Origin of the sequence: Frankia sp. ACN1ag (genome assembly GCF_001414035.1) — a bacterium.
Taxonomy (GTDB): domain Bacteria; phylum Actinomycetota; class Actinomycetes; order Frankiales; family Frankiaceae; genus Frankia; species Frankia torreyi.
The window spans coordinates 102,590-124,842 of the sequence record NZ_LJPA01000009.1 but is presented as its reverse complement, the minus strand read 5'-3'; the positions used below and the strand labels follow the sequence as shown (position 1 = coordinate 124,842).

Below are 22,253 nucleotides of genomic sequence, written 5' to 3'. Positions count from 1 at the left end.
AGCGGGAGGACTGGGTCGCCGTGCGGGCGATGGTGCCCCGCGCGGAGGTCAACCGGACGATGGACGACCTGTGGGATCTGGGCGCCCGCGGGATCCTGGTCTCCGGCATCCAGGCCTGCCGGCTGTAACACCGCCGCCGGGACCGGTCACCCGGTGGCCTGGGGCCTTGAGTCCGGGTGACCGGGTGGGTCAGCGGCGGCTGCCGAGGATCAGCGACATGCCCTCACTGCGCGTCGCCGTGCTGAGGAACTGGCCGCGCACCGCCGAGGTCACCGTCGTGGCCCCCGGCTTGCGCACCCCTCGCATCGACATGCACAGGTGCTCTGCCTCGACGACGACCATCACGCCCCGCGGTTCCAGGACGTCGACGAGGGCGTCGGCGACCTGGGAGGTCAGCCGCTCCTGGACCTGCGGCCGGCGAGCGTAGAGATCGACCAGCCGCGCCAGCTTGGACAGGCCGGTGATCTGGCCCCGGTCGTTCGGGATGTACGCGACGTGCGCCCGGCCGGAGAACACCACCAGGTGGTGCTCGCACAGCGACGAGAAATCGATGTCGCGGACCAGCACCATCTCGTCGTGACCCTCGTCGAAGACGGTGGTCAGCACCTCGGACGGTTCCCGCCCCAGACCCTCCACCGCCTCCCGGTAGGCCCGGGCGACCCGGTCCGGCGTCTTGCGCAGGCCCTCCCGGTCCGGGTCCTCACCGATCCCGATGAGCAGCTCGCGCACGGCACGCGCCACCCGATCGTGATCGAAGGGGCGCACCTGCTGCGGTCTGCGCCGATCCCGGATCGGCGAGGCCGGGGGAGCCGCCGTGGCGGTGGTCGCGCTGATGCCGAGGGCGCTGGGGTCGGGAACGCCGAAGCCATCCGATGCGGTGCCGTTCACCTCTGGCGACGCGCCGGAGCCCACCCGCTCATCCGTGAACACCTCGGGGGAATCGGACGTCAACGGCGTCTCCTGTCGTCGTCGTTCGGCCAGCTCGGCGGGGCCCACGGGTTGGCGATGCGCGGCCCCTCGGGCGGGCCCTCGCCACCGGTCGGAGCCGGTGAACCCGGCCCCTGCGGATAGCCTGGCCCCTGCGGGTAACCCTGACCCTGGGGGTAACCGTGCCCACCCGGGCCGCCATTCCCGTTTCCGCCGGGACCGACCGGGTTACCGTGTCCGGCCGGATCCGCCCCGGGTGCACTCGGCGCACCGTTGCCCGGGCGACCGGTTGCCCCGTTGCCGTGACCGGGGTCCTTCACCAGGTCGGCGACGCCGGTGGGGACCAGCCCCAGCTCGGCCGGGGTCTGTACCGGCGGGCGATCCGAGGGGATGCGCCGACCGACGCCGGTGTAGATGCCGCGCACCGGTCGCTTCTGCACGGTCGCGAAGACCTCGGCGACGTCGTCCTTGCTCAGCGTCTCGGTGTCCATCAGCCGCAGCACGAGGTTGTCGAGGACGTCGCGGTAGGTGACCAGGATCTCCCACGCCTCGTCGTGCGCCGCCTCGATGAGCCGGCGGACCTCGACGTCGATCTCGCTGGCGACCTCCTCGGAGTAGTCGCGCTGGTGCCCGACTTCCTTGCCGAGGAAGACCTCGCTGTTCTCGGTGCCGAACTTGATCGCGCCGAGCTTGTCGCTCATCCCGTACTGGGTGATCATCGCCCGGGAGATCTGCGTCGCCTTCTCGATGTCGTCGCTGGCGCCCGTGGTGGGGTCGTGGAACACCAGTTCCTCGGCGGTGCGGCCGCCGAGGAGCACGGCGAGCCGGTCCAGCATCTCCGAACGGGTCGACAGGTACTTGTCCTCCAGCGGGAGCTGCATCGTGTAGCCGAGTGCGCGGCCCCGGGGCAGGATCGTGACCTTGTGCACCGGGTCGGAGTTCGGCAGTGCGTGCGCGACGAGGGCATGCCCGCCCTCGTGGTAGGCGATGCGCTTCTTCTCCTTGTCGCTCATCGCCCGGGTCTTGCGCTCCGGCCCGGCCATCACCCGGTCGATCGACTCCTCCAGCAGCGCCGAGGAGATGAACTTGAGGTTGGACCGGGCGGCCAGCAGGGCGGCCTCGTTGAGCACGTTCGCCAGGTCCGCGCCGGTGAAGCCCGGGGTGCGTCGGGCGATAACCATCAGGTCGGCGTCCGGACCGATCGGCTTGCCCTTGGCGTGCACCCGCAGGATGGCCTCGCGGCCGAGCAGGTCCGGCCGGTCGACGACGATCTGGCGGTCGAAGCGGCCGGGCCGCAGCAGGGCCGGGTCGAGGATGTCGGGCCGGTTCGTCGCCGCGATGAGGATGACGCCGCCCTTGACGTCGAACCCGTCCATCTCGACGAGAAGCTGGTTGAGGGTCTGCTCGCGCTCGTCGTGGCCACCGCCGAGCCCGGCCCCGCGGTGGCGGCCGACGGCGTCGATCTCGTCGACGAAGATGATCGCCGGCGCGTTCGCTTTGGCCTGCTCGAACAGGTCCCGGACCCGGCTGGCGCCGACACCGACGAACATCTCGACGAAGTCGGAACCCGAGATCGAGTAGAACGGCACGCCCGCCTCGCCGGCGACGGCCCGGGCCAGCAGGGTCTTGCCGGTGCCCGGCGGCCCGTAGAGCAGGACGCCCTTGGGGATCTTCGCGCCGATCGCCTGGAACTTGCTCGGGTTCTCCAGGAACTCCTTGATCTCCTGGAGCTCCTCGATCGCCTCGTCCGCGCCGGCCACGTCGGAGAACGTCGTCTTCGGCGTGTCCTTGCTCACCAGCTTGGCCTTGGACTTACCGAAGTTCATGACCCGGTTGCCGCCGCCCTGCATCTGGTTCATGAAGAAGAACAGCAGCAGGACCACGAGCAGCACGGGCAGCAGGTTGAGCAGGAGGGAGACCAGGATGTTTCCGCGATCGACGGAGACGTCGTAGGCGACGCGCTTGTTCCGCAGCTCGTTGGCCAGAACGACACCCTGTTCGGTGACATAGGACGACTCGAACTTCCGGCCGTCCTTCGTCTGGATCTGGATGAGCTGCTTGGAGTCCTCGATCTTGGCTTTCGTCACCTGGCCTTCGTCGATCTGCTGCTGGACGAAGTTCAGGTCTCGCTTGCCGTACTCACTGGGACCCGAGAGGACACCCGTCGTGAGAATGATCACGAACAGGACCAGGAGCAGCAGTGGCACCCAGCCGCGGAAGATTCTTCTTGGAGTCATCTGTCTGGAGCGCCGGACACGAGCGCTCCACCCTCCTGACGTGTGTGCTGCCCTCGATCGGGATTCCCTTGTGCCGAGGGTACCGCCGGTGCGCGCATCTCACCGCGCGTACATCCGACCAACGGACCGGCGGGCCGCACTGTTCCGGGCCGGACGATCCGGTGCCGCACGGGGGTGCGCCCCGCGGCGCCGGGGCCGTGCGGCCGCGTCGGCTGGCTCAGGCCGGGGCCCCGCGCTCGATTGCCGCGGGCGTCAGGGTGCCGACAAAGGGGAGCGTGCGGTAGTACTCGGAGTAATCAAGGCCGTACCCGACGACGAAGGCGCTGGGAATGTCAAACCCGACGTACCGGACGTCGACGTCGACCGTGATCGCTTCCGGTTTACGGAACAGGGCCAGCACCTCCAGCGAGGCGGGCCCGCGCGAGCGCAGGTTCTTCAGCAGCCACGACAGGGTCAACCCGGAGTCGATGATGTCCTCGACGACGAGCACGTCGCGGCCCTCGATCGAGCGGTCCAGGTCCTTGAGGATGCGCACCACCCCGGAGGAGGAGGTCGACGAGCCGTACGACGACACCGCCATGAACTCCATGGTCAGCGGCACGGCGAGGGCCCGGGAGAGATCCGCCATCACCATCACGGCGCCCTTGAGCACGCCGACCAGGAGGATCTCCCGGCCGGCGTAGTCGGCGTCGACACGGGCCGCAAGCTCCGCGATCTTCGCGGCGATCTCGTCGGCGGTGACGAGAACCTCGTCGATGTCGGGATGCGTGGCGGCCGCCGGCGGGCCCTCGTGGGGGCTGCCGGCATCGGGCGTCGTCGTCGCGGCCTGGCTCACCTGATCGTCCTCCTCGAAATACGCCGCTGCGGCGAGATCCGGCCCGCGGCCGGCGGGTCCGGCGGGTGGCCACGGCGGAGCCACCGGTCCGGAGAGTGTGATCCGGTCCGCCCAGCGCCGGGCGAGGACACCGCCCGGCAGTGGCACGGGCTTCTGGCCGCGCCACCGCGTCACCAGTTCCTCCACCGCCCAGACATGCTCGGCGCGCAACGCCGACGCCGAGGCGCCGACGTCGAGGGCGGCCCGGCGCAGCACCCGCCCGCGGATCGCGGCGGGAAGGGCGGCGAGGGTCGCCACCGCGAAGCCGACCTCGCCGCCGGCCGGACCCGGGCCCGCAGCGGGGATCGGACCGGTCCTCGGGCCCGCGGGCGGGCCGCCGGGGGCGGTGACGGCCGTGGCGTAGGCGTCGGCGGCGGTCGCGTCCAGCGCGTCCGCGTCGGCCCGCAGCAACTCGGCCCCGCGGGCCAGCGACTCCGCGATGCCCGGCCCGAGCTCGGCCTCCAGCAGCGGCAGAACCCGGTGGCGCACCCGCGCCCGGGCGAACGCCGGGTCCTGGTTGGTCGGATCGTCCCAGACCGACAGCCGCTCGGCGAGGCAGGCGGCCCGGGTCTGCGCGCGGCGCAGGCCCAACAGGGGGCGGCGCAGCAGGCCGTCGCGCGGGCGCATTCCGCCGAGCGAGCGGGCCCCCGAGCCCCGCGCGAGCCGTAGCAGCACCGTCTCGGCCTGGTCGTCCAGGGTGTGACCGATCAGTACGGCCCGGGCGCCCAACCGGGCCGCCGCGGCCAGCAGCGCGCCGCGGCGGGCATCGCGCGCGGCGCCCTCCGAGCGCGGTGCGTGCGCGGTGAGCACCTCCACGGGGCGCAGCCCGAGGGCCTCCCCAAGCTCGGCGACGCCGTGCGCGCGCTCGGTCGAGGTGGGATCCCAGCCGTGATCAACCACCAGCAGACCGGCCCGCAGGGCCCGGCGGGGGGCAACGAAAGCGAGCGCCGCGGCGAGCGACATCGAGTCCGGCCCGCCGGAGCAGGCAACCAGTACCAGCTCGCCCGGGTCGAGATCGGCGACCGCGTTGCGGACCGCGAACCGGACCGCGGCCACCGCGGGATCCGGCGCCCGACCGGGCCGCGTCGTCCGCGCCGTCGGGTCGAGTGGGCCGCCTGCCGCCCCGTCCACCGGCCCGGCCGCCTCACCGTAGTGATCACCGCCGGTGGCGGATCGGGTCACCGCGTGGGCCGGTGGCCGGCCGCGCCGGTGAGCGCCCCGCGGACCACGGCCGTCACGCCGAGATCGACGGGCGACTGCCCAGGACGCGCTGCATCCATGCGGTGGGATCGGCCAGCTCTGCGCGGGTCGGCAGCGTCGTCGGCGACTCCCAGACGGTGTTGAAGCCCCGCACCCCGGCCTCGGCGACGACGGCCCGCACGAAGGCGCCGCCCTGGCGGTACTGCTGGAGCTTGAGATCCAGCCCGAGCAGGCGGCGGATGAACCGGTCGAGCGGCGACCCGCCGTCGCGGCGGCCCTCGAACTTCGACCGGATGTCGGCGACGGTGGGAACCACCCTGGGCCCCACGGCATCCATCACCTGGTCCGCGTGGCCCTCCAGCAACGTCATGATCGCCTGCAGCCGGTCGAGCACCGCCCGCTGGGCCGGGGTCTGGAGCGCCTCCACCACGCTCGGACTGTCGGCGCCGCGGTCGAACACGGCCCCGCGCACCGCGGCCACCGCCGAGCGGACCCGGNCCGCGAGGACGTCCGGATCGAGATCGGTGGCCTCGATGAACGCGGTGATCTCGGACTCGAGGTGGGACCGCAGCCACGGCACGGCGGTGAACTGGGTCCGATGGGTCTGCTCGTGCAGGCAGACCCACATCCGGAAGTCACGCGGCACGACGCCCATCGTGGCCTCGGCGTGGGCGATGTTCGGGGCGACCAGGCTCAGCCGGCCGACCGCGTCCGGCGTGGCCGGCCCGTCGGGGCCGGCGAGGTACTCCTCGGGTGGCAGGAACACCTCGTACTGGCCCAGCACCTTGCCGGCGAGGTAGGCCAGCGCCGTGCCGAGCTGGATACCGGTGACCCGCCGGCCGACGGCCGTGGAGAAGGTGCCGCGCTGCTGGTCGGACAGCTTGCCGAGCAGCGGGGTGGTGAGCACTCGCAGGCCGGCGACGTTGGAACGAACCCATTCGGGCCGGTCGACCACGTTGATGGGGGTGATGGCACCGGCAGGGGCGAGGTGGGTGTAGTCCTCCACGTGCCGCTCGGCCTCCACCGCGAGGCGGCGGAGCTCGGCGACGACCTCGCCGGCCTGCTCCCGGGTGATCTGTGGGCCGGGGCGGACCAGCCTTCTCGCCGTCGTCACGGCGAGTTCCCAGTCGACCAGCTCGGCGTCCACGAATCCGAGCGTACCGGGCCGGCCCGCGCTCTGCTCCCGCGTCGCCCTCGCCCACGCCCTCGCCCTCGCCCTCACCGACGCCCTCACCGCGGCGTGGCGCGGCGCCGGCCGGGCCGTGACGGGTCGTTTCCGGGATCGCCGCAGGCTCAGCGGGCCGGGCCGGTCGGCGCGGCGCGTGCGACCGGTACCAGCGCGGGGCAGCCGCAGCCGGCGAGCGCCGCCGCGACCCGGTCGAGCGCGGCCTTGGTGCCGCCCCCCTCCTCCGCCGGGGACAGGAAGGCGAACAGCAACAGCCGCCCATCGGCGTCGACGAGCTGGCCGGCGAGGCTGCTGACGTTGCGCAGTGTGCCGGTCTTGGCCCGGACGTCACCCGCGCCCGGCGCCGTGTCCGTGGTGGCGTATCGGTCGTTCAGGGTGCCGGAGAAACCGGCCACCGGTAGCCCGGTCAGCACGGTGCGCAGGGCGGGTCGGGTGGGCAGGACCGCCGCTCTCAGCAGCGCCACCAGGGTGGCGGGCGCGATCAGATCGGTGGTGGACAGGCCGCTGACATCGTTGAGGGCCATCCCCGCGGTGGGGATGCCGAGTTCGGTGACCGTGTCGGTCACGGCCCTCGCGGCCCCGGCGAACGAGGCCGGCAGGCCGCGCCGCCGGGCGACCAGCCGGCCCAGGCTCTCCGCCAGGTCGTTGTCCGACTCGGTGAGCATGCGTTCGACGAGTACCCGCACCGGCGGGCTGTCCACCGCGGCGACGCGGGTCGCCCCCGCCTCGGCGCTCCCGGTGCCGACCGCGCCGACCGGGATCCCGGCGGCCACCAGCGCCCCGGCGAACGCCGCCGTCGCCGCCACCGCGGGGGCGGGATTGCGCGGGCCCTTGGCGCCGGGGGCGGAGCGACCCGCGTCGAGTTCCAGCGCGGAGACCGGCGTGACGTCGCCGTCGGTCACGTAGTTGTCACGCCATCCCGGCGCCCGGTCGGGGCCGACGAACAACGACCCGTCGCCGACCACCCGGGACACCGAGGTAATGCCGGCCGCCCGGACCTGGGCGACGAGATCGGAGAGCCGGGCGAAGGCCGGGTAGCCGCCGGTCTCGGACGACGCGGTCAGCGTCGGGTCGCCGCCCCCCACGAGCCACAGCGTGCCGCCGGGCGCTTGGCCGGCGGCCCCCGACGGTCGGCCGTCCGGCGGTTGGCTGTCCGGCGGTTTGTAGAGCACCGATGTGCGCAACCGGGTATCCGGGAACGTGACGAGCGCCGCCGTGGCGACCGCGGTCTTGAGCGTCGACGCCGGCACGGCCGGTGTGCGGGCGCGGTTGTCCAGCAGCACGCGACCGGTCAACCCGTCGACGACCAAGGCGGCGGGCCCGGCGAGGACGGGGTCGCCGAGCGGCCCGGCAAGGCGGGCGCCGACCGACGCGGGCTGGGGCGTGGGCGCGGCCGGGTCCAGACCCGCGAGGACCGCGGCCCCCGCCCGGGCCGACCCGGCGACCGGCGGTACGGGGCGATCGGCGGCGGGACTGGCGGACAGGGAGCCGGCGAGAAGGGCGCCGACGAGGGCGGTGAGCGCCCCTGTCCGAGCGACCGGCGCGGCTGACGTCACCCCCGGACACTACGCAAGACGGGTGGGCCACGCCGACGGCGCCGCAGCCCCGGCAGGTGAGGGCCCCGGCAGGTGAGGGTCCCCGGCAGGTGAGGGTCCCCGGCAGGTGAGGGTCCCCGGCAGGTGTCGGCCCGCGGCGGTGTGGGCCGCCGCCGAGGGGCGGATGCGCGGCGGTCCGGGCGCTGGCGCCCTCGGTGGCACGTCGCGTTCCGCTGTGTCACCGTATGCCACGAGCCGTGAGCCGGCCCGTGCCGGTCCGGATGACCAGCGGGTGGGCCCGGGCCGTCCGCCCGCCGTCCAGCGAGCTTTCCGCTCGCCCGGCGGGTCGCGCTGGCCGGTGGGGGGAACATCTGCCTGCGAGGCGGGCTCCGTTCGCCGGTCGCGTCCCGTGATGGTCCGCGCCGCGGCGCCGTCCGCGGGGCCGCGGCGGTGGCGGCGGCGCCTGGGTAGTGGCGTTGCCGACCGGGTGGCTCGGGCAGGAGGTGGCTTCCGGGACACTGGGAGGGCGGCGGTCGTCGTCCGCGACACTTCGCCGCGTCCGTCGGGTGTCCGGCGCGTGGCCGCGGCGCGCGGCACCCGGCCGCGGTGCCCCGGCAGTCGCCGGAGCATGCGAGCCCCGGCATCCGCCGGAGACCGACGAGCAGTTCACACGTGGTGGCCGACCGGCGCAGACCGGGCCGGCCTGAGCATGAAGGAGACAGGGAGCGGAGTGGACCTTGAGTTCGATGTGACCATCGAGATCCCCAAGGGTCAGCGCAACAAGTACGAGATGGATCACCACACCGGGCGCATCCGGTTGGACCGGATGCTGTTCACCTCCACCCACTACCCGTCGGACTACGGGTTCATCGAGGGCACCCTCGGGCGGGACGGGGATCCGCTGGACGCGCTGGTCCTGCTGGAGGAGCCGACCTTCCCGGGCTGCCTGGTGCGGTGCCGGACGATCGGCATGTTCGAGATGACCGACGAGAAGGGCCCGGACGACAAGGTCCTGTGCGTCCCGGTCGCCGATGTCCGCCAGGAGCACCTGCGGGATCTGCGGCACCTGCCGGAGTTCGACCGGCTGGAGATCCAGCACTTCTTCGAGGTCTACAAGGACCTGGAGCCCGGCAAGTCGGTCGAGGGCGCCTCCTGGGTGGACCGCAAGGAGGCCGAGCGGGAGATTCTCGCCTCCATCAAGCGGCTGCGCGAGGCGGAGGGCGCCGGAGTGGACGGGCACGACCAGGAGGTCGAGCCCAGGTCTGCGTGATCGCCGACCGGCGCGACGGCGACGCCCCTTCATGCGCGGGCCCGCGGGCCTCGCGGATGAGGGGGCGCCCCTCGCGCCGGCCCTCCGGCGGAGCTGGCCAGCGGCGGTGGATCAGCCGTCCAGCCACGTCACGCGGAGCACCGTGATCGTGATCCAGCGATCTTCGATGGTATAGACGATGAGCCCCCAGCCATCACTGAATGTAGCTGTCCACTGGTTGTCTCGTTTGCGGTACGTGCTGTGGCCGCGCGGATCCTCTACAAGGCGCCGCAGTGCGATGTCGAGCGCCGTGCGCGCTTCGGCGGGCAGACTGTCCCGCTGATCGCGGGCGTAGTCGACCCAGCGGACCCCGTGGACGGTCATCAGGCCACATGTGGCGCTTGGGGATGGCCGGGCGGATACCAGACCTCGCCAATCACGGTCGGGTCACCGGCAGCGATGCGGCGACGGTCGGCGTCGATGCCGGCCTGGATCTCCGGGTTGGCGCAGAGCACGGCCTGGGGCCACCAGCGGTCGATGACGCGGTGCAGCGGGGCCAGGTCGAGAGTGTCGTCGGTTTCGACGGCGGCTGCGTGGAAGTCGGCTTCGAACTCGGCGCGCTGCTCGGGGTCGAGCGCCGCCCGGATCGCCGGCCCGGTGCGCTCCACCCGGTTGCGCACGCCGTACGAGGGGATCGTGACGTCCGCTGTCATGAGGCCGATTGTCGCACCCGTCGATGCCGCCCACGCCGCCTCGAGCGTGCCCGGCTGTCGCACCGCGCGGCACCGCACCGCGCCGGTCAGGGCCCGTTCGGAGGGGAGTGAGCCGGAGGCGGGGATTGAACCCGCGACCTATCGCTTACGAGGCGATTGCTCTGCCACTGAGCTACTCCGGCGATCGGCCAGGATCGCACTGGCCCGGGTCGAGTATGCCAGATGCCCGCGCGGTGCCGACCGGTGGTACTCGGCCGGCTGCGCGCCGCGCGGTGGCGCGGGCGCCGGCAGCCCGGCTCGGACTCCCGCCCGGGGCGGGCCCCCGGCCCGGAGCCGAGCCGATCTGGCGAGGTCGGGGCGCCCGAAATCGGAACGATCCGGCGATCCCACCCCACCAGGCTGTCATGGGCGCCCAAGAAGGAAGACACTGACGTGACAATCGGTTTGCGCCTAATCCAGATTTTGTCATAATTTTCGGCTCCCGGCCCGTCGAACGACGCAAACCGCTACCCCGGTTGCAGTTGTTCCGATGAGGATGCGTAGGGTTTCGCTCCATGACCGGGGCCGGGGACGCTGCACCTGCAGCGGCGACACGAGGAGCCTCGCTCCTCGTCGCTGAGGACGATGAGGCATCTCGCGTGGCACTTGCGCGCAGCCTCGAACGATTCGGCTATCGCGTGCTGGAGGCGGCGGACGGCGAAGCTGCCCTCCGGCTGTTCCAGACGACTGAGATCGATCTGGTCGTTCTGGACGTCGCGATGCCGCGAATGGACGGCTTCGCTGTGCTGAGCCGCCTGCGCCAGACGAGCGAGGTGCCGGTGATCATGCTCACCGGGCGGGCCGAGGAGGTCGACCGGGTGGTCGGCCTGGAGCTGGGCGCCGACGACTACGTCGTGAAGCCCTACTCGCTGCGGGAGCTGGTCGCGCGGGTGCGGGCCCGGCTACGCCGCCGGCCCGCCGAGCCGCCGCCCCAGCGCAGCGGGGACGGCAACGATCCGCTCGTGTACGGCGACGTGTCCATCGACCTGCGTGCCCGCGAGGTCGCCGTGGCCGGCGAGCGGATCGACCTGACCGCGCGCGAGTACGAGCTGCTGGCCTTCCTCGCGCGCCACCCTCGACGGGTGTTCAGCCGCGAGGAGCTGCTCGAGCAGGTCTGGGGCACCCGCTTCCAGGACCCTGCCACGGTCACCGAGCACGTCCGGCGGGTGCGTACCAAGGTGGAGGGTCGGCCGCCGCAGCGGCGGCTGGTGACCACCCTGCGCGGGATGGGCTACCGCTTCGACCCGTGAGCCGCGGGGAACACCGGGGCGGCGCCGGGCGGCCCGATCGAGCCACGGAAGACCGTGCCAGAGAAGATCGCTCAGGGTCGGTGGCGGTGCCGGGAGCGCCGGCGGGCATGTCCCGATTCGCCGCCTGTCTCGCTGTCGTGCTCCGACCCCTCGTGCTCTGGCCCCTCGTGCTCCGACCCCCCTTGGTCGGTGCCTCGGCGTGCTCCGCTCTCGCGGTCGGTGCCGGCCTGGTCGGTGCCGGAGGGCGTGGGGTCGGGATCCGGGTGGGGCTCGGCCCTGGGCGGGGCGTAGGCAGCCTCGTGCGCCTGCCGGGACGGGCATACGTCGGCTCGTTCGCAGGAGGTCCGCCCGCCGCCGTCGAGCACCACCACAGCCTGCTGGCGGGGCACGTCGTGCCGCACGACCCGGCCCTCTCCCTGGGGAGTGCAGGCCCGTTCTCCGACGGCGGGCACGGCCCCGGCGAACTCCTCGTACAGCGGGTGCTCGTAGCGTAGGCAGCACATCAGCCGGCCGCAGGCGCCGCTGATCCGCATCGGGTTGAGGGCCAGGTTCTGGTCGCGGGCCATGCGCAGGCTCACCGGCTCGAAATCGGTGAGGAACGTCGCGCAGCACAGGTCACGCCCACACGAGCCGATCCCGCCCTGCACCCGGGCGCTGTCCCGGGCGGACAGCTGCCGCAGCCGCACCCGCGCCGCCAGCGTCCGGTTCAGGTCGCGGACCAGCTCCCGGAAGTCGATCCGGCCCTCCGCGCTGAAGTAGATCGTGTATCCGCCGGTGTCCAGCACGTGGTCGACACCGACGATCTTCATCGGCAGGTTGTGCTCCCGCGCCAGCCGCCGCGCGGCGACCCGCGCCCGGGCGCGCCGGCGCCGGGACAGCTCCGCCCGCTGCACGTCCGCCGCCTGCGCCAGCCCCGCCAGCACGGGCAGGCCGCCGATGTCGTCGGAGATCCACTGCGGTGCCCACATGCAGGTGGCGACCTCGGGACCATCGTCGGTGGGCACGAGGACCTGATCGCCTACCCGGGGTGTGTGGACGCCCGGATCGGCGTAGTAGAGCTTGCCGCGAGGGGAAAACGCCACCGCGCACATCATCGGCATCCGGCCCGTCACCTTCCTTGGCCCGCAGGCCGGCTGGCCGGCCGTGATGATGGCCCGCGCGGGAGGCGGGCCCGGTGCGCGGCAGCGCCGGGTCGGGCGGGGCGTGCCGGAGCCGCCCGTCGGCGTGATCTGCGTCGCAGGTCACAGTATGCCGCCAGGTGCGACTTGGCTGCCCGTTTCTGCCATACCGACCCCATCGCCATCGCCATCGCCATCGCCGGCGCCGGCGCCGGCGGCAGTGCGCCGAGCGGGCGCGGGCGGCGTCAGCCGTCGCGCAGGGCGAGGGTCAGGGACTCCACTGCGAGCAGCGGGACGAGGCCCGGGTTGTCGGCGAGGGCCGCCCGGGTCGCGAGCACGGCCTCCAGCCGCCGCAGCGTCTGCTCCGGGGTCGAGGCCGCCGCGAGGCCCGCAGCCTCGGCCGCATGGTCGGCATGGATCGGGTCGACCGGCGCGCCGAGCTGCTCCGCGAGCACGTCGCGATACAGGCCGGCGAGATCGACCAGGGCCCGGTCGAGGGAGTCGAGGATGGTGCGCCGCCCGCGGCTCTTCTGGGTCCGCTCCAGCTCCTTGAGCGCCCCGGCCGCGCCCCGCACGACCATCGACCGTGCCTTTGCGCCCGCCTTCGGCGCCCGAGCGGATCTCGACTTCCCGCCGGTGGCGGTCGCACCGACGCCGAGTGCTGTCTTCAGCGCCTCCGTCTCGACCTCGTCCCGCTCGGCGTTCGCGGCCTCGGCATCGGCGTTCGCGGCGCCCACGAGGTCCGCGGCGGCGGCCAGGCAGTCCCCGACGCGCCCCAGACGGCCCGGGATGCGCAGCACCGCCGCCCGGTGCTCCCTGGCGGCCTCGTCGGTGGCGAGGCGGCGGGCCAGCGCGAGGTGCCCCTGGGAGGCCCGGGCGGCCGTCTGCGCCACCTGCTCGTCGATCCCCTCCCGCAGCAGCATGTCGCGCACGTCCGCGGCGGAGGGCAGGCGCAGCGCGACCGTCCGGCAGCGGGAACGGATGGTGGGAAGCACGTCCTCGATCGACGGCGCGCACAGGAGGAACACGGCGCGTTCCGCCGGCTCCTCCAACGCCTTGAGCAGCGCGTTCGCCGCGGCCTCGGTGAGCCGGTCGGCGTCGGTGAGCAGCAGGATCCGCCAGCGGCCGGCGGTGGGGGCGCTGGCGGCGTCCCGAACCAGGGCGCGAACGTCCTTCACTCCGAGCGAGAGCCCCTCCGGCGTGACGGTGCGCAGGTNGGTGGCGGTGTCGGTGAGCACCGTGTGGCAGCCGGCGCACTCCCCGCAGCCGGGCGGCTCCCGCTCGCAGTTCAGACCGGCGGCGAACGCGCGCGCCGCCTCCTGCCGCCCCGCGCCGGACGGGCCGGTGAACAACCACGAATGGGTCATCCCCGAGCGCGCCCCGGCCGGGCCGCCACCGCTGCCCGCGGCCGCGAGGATGCCGGGGGAGGCCGCCACCGCAGCCGCGCGCAGCGTCGCGACGACCGCCTCCTGGCCGACCAGCGTCTCCCATACCGTCACGGGGCTCATCATCCCCCGCCCGCCGCCCGGCTCAGACCCCCAGGGGCATGGCCCGGCGCTCCACCCGGCTGGCGACGACCGCGCGGATCTCGGCGTGAATCTCCTCCCGGGGGCGGTTCGCGTCGACGGTGAGGTAGCGCGTGGGCTCCTCCTGGGCCAGCCGGAGGAACCCGTCGCGCACCCGTCCGCGGTAGGCGAGCAGCTCGACTCCGGCCTCCTCGGCCGGTCCGTCGGCCGGTTCGCGCTGCGGCCCGAGCTCGGCAGGCAGGTCCAGCAGCACGGTCAGGTCGGGAACGAGGGCGTGGGTGGCCCACTGGGCCAGCACGGCCAGTTCCGCGGTATCGACCGACCGGCTCGCGCACTGGAAGGCGATCCACGAGTCGACGTAGCGGTCCGTGATGACGATGGCGCCCCGGGCGAGCGCCGGCTCGATCACCCGGCTCACGTGCTCGGCGCGGTCGGCGGCGGCGAGCAGCGCTTCGGTACGGGCGTGCAGGCGCGTCGAGGGGTCGAACAGCAGCTCCCGCAGCCTCGCGCCGATTGTCGTGCCGCCGGAACCGGAGGTCACGACGACCTCACGCCCGCTGGCGGCCAGCCAGGACCGCAGCAGCTCGACCTGGGTGGATCGCCCGGCCCCCTCGGCTCCCTCGACCGCGACGAACAGGCCGGCGTGACGCGGTCGCGTCGGCGTCGGCTTCCGGCCGCGCATCGCGTTCCACAGCTCCGGCCAGACCGCGACCCCGACCCGCTCGTCCATCTGGCGGTAGGCGAACAGCCCCACCGCCACCGCGAGCAGGCCCCCGCCGAGCAGGACGACGGTCACGCCGTCCGCCCGCACGGTGATGTCGCCCCACAGGTGGATGCCGTGCGTGCCGATCAGGCCGACGAGGGCGGGTGCCGCCGCCAGCACCACCAGCAGGTCGATGCGCACCAGCGACTGCACCAGGGCGAAGGTCCGTCCCCGCAGCTCGTCGGAGACCTCGGCCTGCAGCAGCGTGTACCCGGTCACCCAGGCGACCCCGGCGAACGCCCCCACCGCCATCACCAGGATGCAGGCGATGACCAGGTTCGGGATGATCGCGACGACCACCAGGGTGATGCCTGCGCCGGTGACGCAGACGCCGAACAGGCGGGTCCGGCTGTAGTCCCCGAGCAGCTTCGGCCCGGCCGCCATCCCACCGGCCAGCCCGATGAACACCGCTCCGAACAGAACTCCGTATGCGGAGTCACCGCCACCGAGGATCCCGACGTAGAGCCGGCCCAGGGCGATCACGCACCCGGCCCCCGCGAATCCGCCGAGGATGCCCACGACCAGCCCGCGGACCAACCGGTCTTGCCCGACGTAGCGCCAACCCTCGGTGATCGAGGCCAGAAAACCGGGCTCGGGACCGGTCTCCGGGCGGGCGGCCCGGCCGATGTCCTTGAGCCCCCAGATCACGATGGCCGAGCCGAGGAAGGTCGCCGCGTTGAAGTACAGCGCGAGATCGACGGAGGAGTCCCGGAAGAACGAGACGCTGGAGCCCAGCGTCCGCGAGATCGTCGCCAGCATGGTGAAGATGGCGGCGGCGAGCGGGGCCGTGCCGTAGGTCATGATCAGGCTCAGCGTGTTCGCCGCGGCGAGCCGCTCCCGCGGGACCAGGTGCGGGACGCTGGCGTCCTTCGCCGGAGCCCAGACCAGGGTGACCGCCTCGACCAGGAACGACGCGATGAGCAGCCATNCGAGCGTGCCGATGATCGGGATCGAGACGAACAGCCCGAAGCGGATCACATCCGTGACGACCATCGTCAGCCGGCGATCCAGCCGGTCGGCGAGCGCACCGGCGAGTGGTCCGAGGATCAGGGCCGGCATCAGCCGGACGATCAGCAGCGAGCCGATCGCGTACGCCTGCCCCGAGAAGCTGTTCTGCAGCTGGGTGACCAGCGCGGTCGTGGCGAGCAGGCCCATCCAGTCGCCCAGGCTGGACAGGCTGAGCTGGATCCACATCCGGCGGAACTCGGGGATCCGCAGCACGGCGCGGATGTCGCTGTCGTCGCCGGCCGCGCTGCTTGCTCTGGGCGGCGGGGAGGGGACCGTCGTGACCGGGTGCCGGCCTGGCATGCGCCCCAGCCGCAGCCGTCGGCCGCTGCCACGGCGGCGACCCGCGCCGCCGTCGCCGGCCTGCCCCTCGACGCCGCGGTCTGCGATCCCCGGCCGGTCGGCGCTCTGCTCGTCGGCCGGCCGGTCGGCGCCAGATGGGCCGCCGTCACCGGGTGGGCCGCCATCGTCGGGTGGGCCGCCGTCACCGGGTGGGCCGCCGTCGTCGGGGCTGGCGCCGTCCCCCGACGCCGCTGTCGAGCCGCTCCCGTCCGAGCCCCGGTCCGCCGTCGGCCGGGCATCCGCACTCGGGAGAGCCGGGCTCGTCGGGGCCGGGCTCGTCGGGGAAGGGGCCGAGGGGGCAGGAGGCGGGGTCGTGGGGGATGCGGAGATGGTCGTGGTGGAGCCGACCGTGGCGGATCCGACGGTCGTCGCCGCCGAGCCGTCCCCCGCCGCGTCGACCGGCCCGTGAGCCGGACGGATCGGCGAGGCCATCAGCCCGTCCGACGGGTGCCACCGGACGTCGCTCCCGCGGCGCCACCGCCGTCGTCAGGAGCGGATGACCCGGTGGCTGCAGGCTCCTCGCCGGCCTTCTGCGTCGCGCTGCCCTTCGCCCCGACCCTGCTCGTGGCCGACTTCGCCGCCGAGTCCCTGGCGGTGGTGCCGGACTTGGCGGCCGTCTTCGCCGTCGTGGACTTCGCCGCGGTCGACTTTGCCGTCGTCGACTTTGCCGTCGTGGACTTTGCCGTCGTGGACTTTGCCGTCGTGGACTTTGCCGTCGTGGACTTTGCCGTCGTGGACTTTGCGGTCGTGGACTTCGCGGCGCCGCTCTTCGTAGCCGTCGTCTTCGCGGTGCCTCGGGCGNCTCGCTTCGCGGGAGCCGGACCGCGGGCCCGGCGGTCGGCGAGCAGCTCCGCGGCGCGCGCGTCCGTGATCGACTCGACGGCGTCGCCCTTGCGCAGACTCGCGTTGGTCTCGCCGTCGGTCACGTAGGGCCCGAACCGGCCCTCCCGGACGACCATCGGCTTGCCGCTGGCCGGATCGTTGCCGAGCTCGCGCAGCGGGGGGGTCTGGGCGGCCTGGCGGCGTCCGCGCGCCTTGGGCTGCGCGAGCAGCGCCAGTGCATCCTCGAGCGTCACCGTGAACAACTGATCCTCGGACTCCAGCGACCGGCTTTCGGTGCCCTTCTTCACGTAGGGGCCGTACCGCCCGTTCTGCGCGGTCACCTCCTCGCCGTCCGCACCGGCGCCCAGCGTCCGGGGCAGCGTCAGCAGCTTCACGGCGTCGTCGAGGGTCAGCGTCTCCAGCGACATCGTGCGCAGCAGGCTGGAGGTGCGCGGCGGGTCGGTGTCCGTGGTGACGTACGGGCCGAACCGGCCGGCCTTGGCCGTGATCGTCGCGCCGGTGGCGGTGTCCACCCCCAGCACCCGGTCGCCGCTCGGGGCGGCCAGCAGCTCCAGGGCGCGGGCCACGGTGAGCTCGTCCGGGGCCAGGTCGTCGGGCACGCTGGCCCGGCCCTCCCCGAGCTGGACGTAGGGGCCGTACCGCCCGACGCGCACCACGACCGTCGTGCCGTCGTCGGCCTCGCCGAGCGGGATCGAGTTCACCTCGCGGGCGTCGATCTCCCCGAGCCGCTCGCTGACGAGGTGCTTGAGCCCGGCCGCGGTGGCCGGATCGGTGCCGTCGCCGGTGCCGAAGTAGAAGCGGGTCAGCCAGTCGGTGGACGCTGAGGTTCCGGCCGCGATGTCGTCGAGGTCGTCCTCCATCGTCGCGGTGAACCGGTAGTCCACCAGCCGGCCGAAGTGGTCCTCCAGCAGGCCGACGACGGCGAAGGCGACGAAGCTCGGCACGAGCGCCGAGCCCTTCTTCCACACGTAGCCGCGGTCCTGGATCGTGCCGATGATCGAGGCGTACGTGGACGGCCGGCCGATCCCGAGCTCCTCGAGCGTCTTGACCAGGCTGGCCTCGGTGAAGCGGGCCGGCGGGCTGGTGGTGTGTCCGCGGGGAGTCAGCGAGCGGACCGCCAGCGGGTCGCCCTGCCGCACGTCGGGCAGGCGCCGCTCCCGGTCCTCCAGCTCCGCGTCGGGGTCGTCGGCGCCCTCGACGTAGGCGCGCAGGAAGCCGGGGAAGGTGATGACCTTGCCGGACGCCGAGAACTCCGCGTTCTCCCCGGCCGACGACGTGGCGCCGAGCCGGATCGTGGCGCTCGTGCCCCGGGCGTCGGCCATCTGGCTGGCGACGGTGCGCTGCCAGATCAGCTCGTAGAGCCGGTAGGAGTCGACGTCGAGCTCGCCGCGAACCTCGCCGGGGGTGCGGAAGTGGTCGCCGGCGGGCCGGATCGCCTCGTGTGCCTCCTGGGCGTTCTTGACCTTCTTGGTGTAGGTACGCGGGCTGGCCGGGACGTACTCCGGTCCGTAGAGACTCTCCGCCTGGCTGCGGGCGGCGGTGAGCGCCGTCTCGGACAGGTTCGTCGAGTCGGTGCGCATGTAGGTGATGTAGCCGTTCTCGTACAACCGCTGCGCGATCTGCATGGTGCGCTGGCTGGAGAACCGCAGCTTGCGGCCCGCCTCCTGCTGCAGCGTCGAGGTCATGAACGGCGGGTACGGCGAGCGGCGGTACGGCTTGGTCTCCACCGAGCGCACCGCGAACGCGGCCTGCGCCAACCGGTCGGTGAGGGCCTGCGCGCCCGCCTCGTCCAGCCGGGTCACGCCGGACGTGGTCAGCTCGCCGGTCGGGGCGAAGTCCCGGCCGGTGGCGATCCGGTTGCCGTCGAGAGCGACCAGCGTCGCCGGCAGCGGCGTGCGCTCCACGCCCGCGTCGGCCGCGGCCGCGTCGGCCCCGTCGCTTCCGGCCGGCCAGCCCTGGCGCGCGACCGTCGCGCCGAACAGGCCCTCGATGTTCCAGTACTCCGCGGCGCGGAACCGCATCCTGGCCCGCTCCCGCTCGACCAGGACCCGGGTCGCCACGCTCTGGACGCGGCCCGCCGACAGCCTCGGCATGACCTTCTTCCACAGCACGGGGGAGACCTCGTAGCCGTAGAGGCGATCCAGGATGCGCCGGGTCTCCTGCGCGTTGACCAGGTTCTCGTCGATCTCGCGGGGGTTGTCGACGGCGCGGCGGATCGCCTGCGGAGTGATCTCGTGGAACACCATCCGCTTCACCGGCACCGTCGGCTTGAGCGTCTGGAGCAGGTGCCAGGCGATCGCCTCGCCCTCCCGGTCCTCGTCCGTCGCGAGGTAGAGCTCGCTGGCTTCCTTCACCAACGCCTTGAGCTTGCTGACCTGCAGCTTCTTGTCCGGCGTCACCACGTAGAGCGGCTCGAAGTCGTTGTCGACGTCCACGCCGAGCCGGGCCCAGGGCTTGCCCTTGTGCGCGGCCGGGACATCGGCGGCGCTGCGCGGCAGATCGCGGATGTGGCCGATGCTCGACTCGACCTGCCAGCCCGGCCCGAGGTAGCCGGCGATGGTCTTCGCCTTGGCCGGGGACTCCACGATCACCAGGCGGGTGCCCGAGCCGGGGGTCGGTTCGGGCGCGGCACCGGTGGCGCCGCTCGAACCGGTCGTCGACCGGCCGGCCGCCCGGCGTCCCGGGGCGGCTCGGCCTGCGGCCGCCCGGCCGTTCGGACGCGTGGCGGGCACCTCGGTCGGGGCCGCGCTCGCGCTCGGGCTCGGCGTGGAGCCGGTCCCGGAGGGCTCGCCGGGCTCGGCGACCGGTGCGGCTGACCGCGCGGTCGTCCGTGTCGTCGTCTTCGTGCGCGGTGGCACTTCTCTCCTCGGTGCGGCGTGCTCGGTGCGATGACCGGTGGGCGAAGCGTAGGTCGACTCTCCGGAGCGTAGATCCCGGATATGGCGGATGTTGCTCGGGCGGAGCTCGGTGCTGGACCTGGCGTGGCCCGGCGAACGGTCGTCCGGCGGGCGCTGATCGGGCGAGCGGCGGCCGCCGGTGTGCAAGCGGTGCCTCGCAGCACCGTACGCCGCTGTCGGATTCCGCGGAGCTTCCCGTCCGGGTATGACCCCGGTAGCCCGACGCTTACCCATGGCTCACCCGATGACGCCTGAACGGCCCGACCGGGCCCGCACGAGGGTGCGCCATGGTGGTATGAAGCCGCGATCTCAGGCGCGTCGATGCTACGCCCGGTGACCGAGTCCGGATGCTCGTCTCGGCGCCCCGGCCGGGCCGGTGACCGGTCGCACGGCCGGGCCGGGATCACGATGTCCCGGGGCGGCCGGCGGGCACGGAGCGGATCTCGTGCCGGCCGGCCGGCGGGACCGGACTGCCGTCAGACGTTGATCTCCTGCGGGCTCGGGGTCGTCGGCTGCGCGACCGGCGGACTGCCGGAGATCATCGAGTTGCGCCGCTTGGACACGACGATCACCGCCACGATGACGGCGACCGCGGCGATGGCGATGCCGATGCGCAGCGGCGTGTTGCGGTCGGTGCCGACCGAGTACTTCACCACCGTCGGCGCGATCAGCAGGCTGACCAGGTTCATCACCTTGAGCAGCGGGTTGATGGACGGCCCGGCGGTGTCCTTGAACGGGTCGCCCACCGTGTCGCCGATCACCGTCGCGGCGTGGACCTCCGAGCCCTTCCCGCCGTAGTTTCCGTCCTCGACGAGCTTCTTCGCATTGTCCCACGCGCCGCCGGAGTTCGCCAGGAACACGGCCATCAGGACGCCGCCGGCGATGGCCCCACCGAGGAACGCCCCCAGGGGCGGGTAACCGAGGCCGAAGCCGACCGCGATCGGCGCGAGGACCGCCAGCGTCCCCGGGGTAATCAGTTCACGGAGCGAATCTCGGGTGCAGATGTCGACAACCGCGCCGTAGTCCGGCTTCTCGCTGCCAGTCATGATTCCGGGCCTGGTGCGGAACTGGTTGCGCACCTCCATCACGACTCGCCCGGCCGCCCGGCCCACCGCGTTGATGGCGAGCCCGGAGAACAGGAAGACGACGGCCGCGCCGATGACGAGCCCGACCAGCGCGTCGGGATACGCGATGTTCAGTCCGCCGACCGTCCCTCGGCCGGTCTCCGGGCGGGCACCGGCGTCCCCGAGAGCATTGGTGACCGTGTCGGTGAACGACCCGAACAGCGCGGTCGCGGCCAGGACGGCGGTGGCGATCGCGATGCCCTTCGTGATGGCCTTTGTGGTGTTGCCCACGGCGTCGAGCGAGGTCAGGATGGCGCCGCCCGCCTCGTCCATCTCCCCGGACATCTCGGCGATGCCTTGGGCGTTGTCGCTCACCGGACCGAAGGTGTCCATCGAGACGATGACGCCGACGGTGGTCAGCAGTCCGGTGCCTGCCAGCGCGACCGCGAACAGCGCGATCGTGACGCTGCCCGAACCGAGCAGGTAGGCCCCGAAGACCGCGGCCCCGATGAGCAGGGCGGAATAGACGGCGGATTCCAGGCCGACGCCGATGCCGGCGAGAATGTTCGTGGCCGGACCGGTGAGCGACGCCTGGGCCACGTCACGCACCGGCCGGCGGGTCGTCTCGGTGAAGTATCCCGTGAGCAACTGGATGGCCGCGGCGAGCGCGATGCCGATGAGAACGGCACTGATCGCGATGACCCGCGGATTGCCCGACTGGGTGCTGGCCTCGAGCCCCGGGAACCCGGCGAAGTCCGTCGGCAGATAGAGCACCGAAACGATCACCACGCCGATCGCCGACACCACCGCGGAGAGGAAGAAGCCGCGATTGATCGCGGCCATCCCGCTCCGATCGCCGGCCCGCGGCGATACCGCGAAGATGCCGATGACCGCCGTGACGACCCCGACGGCCGGGATCAGCAACGGGAACACCAGCCCCCGCTCGCCGAAGGCGCTCACCCCGAGGATCAGCGCGGCGACCAGGGTCACCGCGTAGGACTCGAACAGGTCCGCGGCCATCCCGGCGCAGTCGCCCACATTGTCGCCGACGTTGTCGGCGATCGTCGCCGCGTTACGCGGATCGTCCTCCGGAATTCCCTGCTCGACCTTTCCGACCAGGTCGGCTCCGACGTCCGCGGCCTTGGTGAAGATGCCACCGCCGACCCGCATGAACATCGCGAGCAGGGCGGCCCCGAAGCCGAATCCCTCCAGCACCTGCGGCGCGGTGTCCCGGAAGACGAGCACGACGACGGCGGCGCCGAGCAGGCCGAGACCGACCGTGAACATGCCCACGACGCCGCCCGTCCGGAAGGCGATGCGGACCGCGGCCTTCTCACCACGGCTCATCGCCGCGGCCGCCGTGCGGGTGTTGGCCCTGGTCGCCAGCGACATCCCGACAAAGCCGACGAGCGCCGAGAACAGGGCGCCGACGACGAAGAAGACCGACCGGCCGATCTTGGCGCCGGTATCGTCGGCCGGAAGGAG

At 73.0% G+C, this 22,253-nt stretch carries 13 protein-coding genes, 1 tRNA gene and 5 pseudogenes; 3 read left to right on the top strand and 16 right to left on the bottom strand.

The window, feature by feature from the left end; all coding sequences use genetic code 11:
- A partial coding sequence (gene hisG / locus UK82_RS36990; protein ID WP_396230515.1) for an ATP phosphoribosyltransferase occupies window positions 1–128 on the top strand: 128 nt, incomplete at its 5' end.
- Between the two features lie 61 nt (window positions 129–189).
- On the opposite strand, the gene folE is transcribed toward hisG, so the two are convergent.
- The 6 genes and pseudogenes from folE to dacB all read right to left on the bottom strand — a co-directional run bounded on the left by folE (window position 190) and on the right by dacB (window position 7,980).
- Window positions 190–792, bottom strand: a complete 603-nt coding sequence (folE, locus tag UK82_RS10200) for a GTP cyclohydrolase I FolE (protein ID WP_044884010.1) — start codon at window positions 790–792, stop codon at window positions 190–192.
- Window positions 793–947: 155 nt separating this feature from the next.
- Window positions 948–3,164, bottom strand: coding sequence for an ATP-dependent zinc metalloprotease FtsH (gene ftsH / locus UK82_RS10195; RefSeq protein ID WP_044883926.1), 2,217 nt, complete (start codon window positions 3,162–3,164; stop codon window positions 948–950).
- 217 nt (window positions 3,165–3,381) lie between these two features.
- Window positions 3,382–5,220, bottom strand: coding sequence for a hypoxanthine phosphoribosyltransferase (gene hpt / locus UK82_RS10190; RefSeq protein WP_055406971.1), 1,839 nt, complete (start codon window positions 5,218–5,220; stop codon window positions 3,382–3,384).
- Between the two features lie 52 nt (window positions 5,221–5,272).
- Window positions 5,273–5,735, bottom strand: a pseudogene (locus UK82_RS36985) (zinc-dependent metalloprotease); the annotation flags it as partial.
- Window position 5,736: 1 nt separating this feature from the next.
- Window positions 5,737–6,385 (bottom strand): zinc-dependent metalloprotease (locus tag UK82_RS36980; protein WP_236705751.1); only part of this gene is annotated, 649 nt, incomplete at its 3' end.
- Between the two features lie 146 nt (window positions 6,386–6,531).
- The gene (gene dacB, locus UK82_RS10180) at window positions 6,532–7,980 is read right to left on the bottom strand and encodes a D-alanyl-D-alanine carboxypeptidase/D-alanyl-D-alanine-endopeptidase (protein ID WP_055406969.1); all 1,449 of its coding nucleotides are present in this window, start codon (window positions 7,978–7,980) and stop codon (window positions 6,532–6,534) included.
- Between the two features lie 709 nt (window positions 7,981–8,689).
- Here dacB and UK82_RS10175 point away from each other — a divergent pair.
- On the top strand, window positions 8,690–9,229 hold the full coding sequence (locus UK82_RS10175; RefSeq protein ID WP_044883923.1) for an inorganic diphosphatase: 540 nt from the start codon (window positions 8,690–8,692) through the stop codon (window positions 9,227–9,229).
- Between the two features lie 111 nt (window positions 9,230–9,340).
- On the opposite strand, the gene UK82_RS10170 is transcribed toward UK82_RS10175, so the two are convergent.
- From UK82_RS10170 to UK82_RS10160, 3 genes are all read right to left on the bottom strand, one after another.
- Window positions 9,341–9,592, bottom strand: coding sequence for a hypothetical protein (locus tag UK82_RS10170; protein WP_044883922.1), 252 nt, complete (start codon window positions 9,590–9,592; stop codon window positions 9,341–9,343).
- Complete coding sequence (locus UK82_RS10165) at window positions 9,592–9,921, bottom strand: DUF6247 family protein (RefSeq protein WP_044883921.1); 330 nt, start codon at window positions 9,919–9,921, stop codon at window positions 9,592–9,594. Before UK82_RS10165 ends, UK82_RS10170 begins: the two co-directional genes overlap by 1 nt.
- Window positions 9,922–10,031: 110 nt before the next feature.
- Window positions 10,032–10,103 (bottom strand) — tRNA-Thr (locus UK82_RS10160).
- A gap of 372 nt (window positions 10,104–10,475) precedes the next feature.
- Here UK82_RS10160 and UK82_RS10155 point away from each other — a divergent pair.
- Window positions 10,476–11,210, top strand: coding sequence for a response regulator transcription factor (locus tag UK82_RS10155; RefSeq protein WP_044883920.1), 735 nt, complete (start codon window positions 10,476–10,478; stop codon window positions 11,208–11,210).
- A 71-nt stretch (window positions 11,211–11,281) separates the two neighbouring features.
- Here the strand turns inward: UK82_RS10155 and UK82_RS10150 are convergent, their stop codons facing one another.
- The 7 genes and pseudogenes from UK82_RS10150 to UK82_RS10130 all read right to left on the bottom strand — a co-directional run.
- Window positions 11,282–12,310: a regulatory iron-sulfur-containing complex subunit RicT gene (locus UK82_RS10150; RefSeq protein WP_044883919.1), complete on the bottom strand. Its 1,029-nt coding sequence runs from the start codon at window positions 12,308–12,310 to the stop codon at window positions 11,282–11,284.
- Window positions 12,311–12,573: 263 nt separating this feature from the next.
- A pseudogene (locus UK82_RS10145) lies at window positions 12,574–13,544 on the bottom strand (DNA polymerase III subunit delta'); the annotation flags it as partial.
- Window position 13,545: 1 nt separating this feature from the next.
- Window positions 13,546–13,827, bottom strand: a pseudogene (locus tag UK82_RS36975) (DNA polymerase III subunit delta'); the annotation flags it as partial.
- 31 nt (window positions 13,828–13,858) lie between these two features.
- Window positions 13,859–15,545 (bottom strand): annotated as a pseudogene (tmk, locus tag UK82_RS10140) (dTMP kinase); the annotation flags it as partial.
- Between the two features lies 1 nt (window position 15,546).
- Window positions 15,547–16,396 (bottom strand): MFS transporter (locus UK82_RS36970; RefSeq protein WP_236705750.1); only part of this gene is annotated, 850 nt, incomplete at its 3' end.
- A gap of 370 nt (window positions 16,397–16,766) precedes the next feature.
- Window positions 16,767–19,665, bottom strand: a 2,899-nt coding sequence (gene topA / locus UK82_RS10135; RefSeq protein WP_236705749.1) for a type I DNA topoisomerase, incomplete at its 3' end; no start/stop codon positions are given.
- Window positions 19,666–20,180: 515 nt separating this feature from the next.
- A pseudogene (locus tag UK82_RS10130) lies at window positions 20,181–22,253 on the bottom strand (sodium-translocating pyrophosphatase); the annotation flags it as partial.